Origin of the sequence: Bacillus sp. JJ1127 (assembly GCF_036965845.1) — a bacterium.
Classification (GTDB): Bacteria; Bacillota; Bacilli; order Bacillales; family Bacillaceae_G; genus Bacillus_A.
This window is the reverse complement of sequence record NZ_JBALQK010000310.1, coordinates 1-2,925: the sequence shown is the minus strand read 5'-3', so window position 1 is coordinate 2,925 and position 2,925 is coordinate 1. Positions and strand designations below refer to the sequence as shown.

3 protein-coding genes are annotated in these 2,925 nt (G+C 32.8%); all 3 read left to right on the top strand.

The window, feature by feature from the left end:
• Positions 1-406: 406 nt before the first annotated feature.
• The 3 genes from cspB (at position 407) to V7183_RS23405 (ending at position 2,472) form a co-directional block, all read left to right on the top strand.
• Positions 407-607, top strand: coding sequence for a cold shock-like protein CspB (cspB, locus tag V7183_RS23415; protein ID WP_003198964.1), 201 nt, complete (start codon positions 407-409; stop codon positions 605-607).
• 227 nt (positions 608-834) lie between these two features.
• A complete protein-coding gene (locus V7183_RS23410; RefSeq protein ID WP_335361003.1) occupies positions 835-1,680 on the top strand; it encodes an exonuclease in 846 nt (281 codons plus the stop codon).
• Positions 1,681-2,001: 321 nt separating this feature from the next.
• Positions 2,002-2,472 carry a DUF5065 family protein gene (locus tag V7183_RS23405; RefSeq protein WP_098198121.1) on the top strand — a complete coding sequence of 157 codons (471 nt, stop codon included), beginning with the start codon at positions 2,002-2,004 and terminating at the stop codon, positions 2,470-2,472.
• The last annotated feature ends 453 nt before the right edge of the window (positions 2,473-2,925 follow it).

The following is a 2,925-nucleotide window of genomic DNA, read 5'->3' as shown; positions in this document are numbered from 1 at the left end:
ACGAAGTGAAGGTGGGAGTAGTTCAATCGTAGTATGGATTGTGGTGAAAACTGGACGATTCAACGTTTTCCAACAAAGGAAATAAGCTGGAATTAGCACAGTTTGTCGTGTGTTTCTATTAGAGGACATGACTAGCGAATTGTTAATCAGGAGAATTAAAAATGATGCAGTGGAAAAAATATTGTGGAAAATAAAATTAGCTTTGCTTTTATTATAGTGATGTGATATAGTGATTATAAACCATTTTACTTTTAATAATATAGAGATTTAAATGAGCTGTAACTTCAGAGGAGGATAGCAATGTTAAATCTCCTTTGTGGTTACAGTTTTTTACTGTCTTCATTATTGTTGTAAAGTGGTTGAAAATGAATATGTACATATAGGTACATTGTAGGAGGATTTTTTCATGCAAAACGGTAAAGTAAAATGGTTTAACTCAGAAAAAGGTTTCGGATTCATCGAAGTTGAAGGCGGAGAAGACGTATTCGTTCATTTCTCAGCTATCCAAGGCGAAGGATTCAAAACTTTAGAAGAAGGTCAAGAAGTTACTTTCGAAGTAGAACAAGGTAACCGCGGACCACAAGCTACTAACGTAGTTAAGAAGTAATTGAACTAAAAAGAGAAGGGTTGCCCTTCTCTTTTTTTTTGCATTTTTTATTAGATATGATTTATTTAGCTCGTTGCATGTTGATGTGTATTGATATCTGAATATTCATTCTTATTAACTCACAAAACAAAATATAGAAAAAACATTTTCTATATTTTGTTTTGTGAGTTTGCCTAGTGGGAACTATATAATTACAAATATCATCAGTTAAGGAAGAGGTATGCGACTTGAACGAACCTAAGTATTATATTGTATTGGATGTGGAAAGAAACTTTCGGCCATATAAATCGCATGATCCATCAGAAGTAGTTGATATTGGGGCTATTAAAATGGAAGCGGGCACAATGCGTATGAAGGGACAATTTTCTGCCCTTGTGAAACCAAGCGCACCCCTAACGCGTCATACAACAAAATTAACAGGAATTACAAAGCGGGATTTAATCGGAATGGAAAGTTTTCCACAAGTTATGGAGCGTTTTATTCATTTTATTGGAGAGGACTACATGTTTATTTCATGGGGAAAAGAAGATTATCGATTTCTTTCGCAAGATTGTGAATTTTATGGTATAGAATGTCCGTGCTTTGAGAAAAAAAGAAGATTTGATTTGCAAAAATTTGTATTTCAAGCATATGAAGAATTGTTTATACATACACCGAGTTTAAAGTTTGCAGTGGAACAATTTAACTTGGAGTGGAAAGGAACGCAGCATCGTGCTTTTGCAGATGCTGAAAATACCGCAAATATATTTCTCAAAGTATGTAAGGAAAAGGATATGTATAAACGCTATAAGAGACACGGAGAACTTATACTTGTAAAGAACGGTCAATTAACAGAAAAAGCGAAAAAGAAGATGAGAAAATGGGTATTTAAAGAATTGAAGAAAAATAAACAACGTCCATTTACTTGGGGTGTATTTCAAAATAGTGATACGTGGGAAAATATTTCCGAAAGATTTTATATTGATACTCGTACATTATTGTTGTTACAGAAATACTTCACTACAGCAGTGAAGAAAGGTGAGTGGCAATTAAAAGTGCTAGCTGAAATGGAGAAACAAGAGGAGAAAAGGTAGTTGAAAGTATAGTGGGACTGATTCGTAATAAAATGATTTGGGTAAAATTCAGATTTTTCTAATTTGTTTATTCTATTGATAAATGTTACACTAATATATATAGTTACAAAACTAGTATTTGGATTCCATTTACATTTTATCTTGCATGAACGGGCAGTAAGATCCCACCTGAAAATTTAACGAGTGGGGATTAACTGCCTGTAAAAGCCGATGGGGTAGGGCCAATAATCAGTGGAGATAAAGAAAATCCTACTGATTAAAGTTTCACTTTATTATGTCTTGAAATTACGAAACTATTTCATTTTCAGGAGGTAACAAAGCATGAAAACATTAGGGAAAGTAGCGCTTATCGGAACTATTGCATTAGGAGGAATCACATCAGTAGGTCTTTTGGAAACACCAAAACAAGTATCTGCAGCAACAAAAACGGTAAAACCTATTCAATATGCACCACCTGTAGTAGATGGTTGGAGATGGGAAACTTTTTTTGAAATACATCATAATGCAGACTATCTACAGGAACTGGCAGTAGGTAATTTGAAGCATGGTGATTCATTTGACGTAAACGTTCAAACTGGGGGAAAAGATACTGGTATTGTTAAGATATATCGTATAAATGAAAACGGTGCATTGCAAAGATATAAAACAATTTATGATTCTCACACAGAACATCATTATAATGGTAGATTTATAACAAAGATAACTCCTGTATACAAACCAGGTAAATATGTAGCTATAATGAAACTTGGAGATCAGTATTACTATGGCGGGGCGTTCAACATCTCAAAATAGTTTTTATTTATAAAGGAACTTTAGTCAATCTCTGTATCAAAAGTATAGGGGTTGGCTTTTTTGTGCGCGAGAGGATAGTTTCGTATACGGGAACATATAGAGGATGTTCATACTTTCTTGAGTATCAAAATAAAAGGCGATATTCTCTTTTAGATTTATGAGATATTTTTTGTTTACAGATTCTTTGATTTCTTTATTTATAGTGCTTGAATGTATACTTTTTGTGTGTGTTTTGAGGATATTAAAGGATTTTGGTTGAGGTCAATGGTTATGAGAGATTGAAAGTAAACTAATAATAAAAAGTTTACTTTCATTTTTTCTTGAAAATATTTTTTTGAAGGGTACGAGATATATTTTAATGAAAAAGCTGAAAATTAAAATATTTTAAATGTATAATAAAGTACGGAAGGTATTGAAGAAATAAATAGAGAAGAGGGAATATTGAATGACTAG

Coding starts and splice junctions, on each gene's coding strand:
- cspB (WP_003198964.1), top strand. CDS start 407: ATGCAAAACGGTAAAGTAAAATGGTTTAACTCAGAAAAAGGTTTCGGA.
- V7183_RS23405 (WP_098198121.1), top strand. CDS start 2,002: ATGAAAACATTAGGGAAAGTAGCGCTTATCGGAACTATTGCATTAGGA.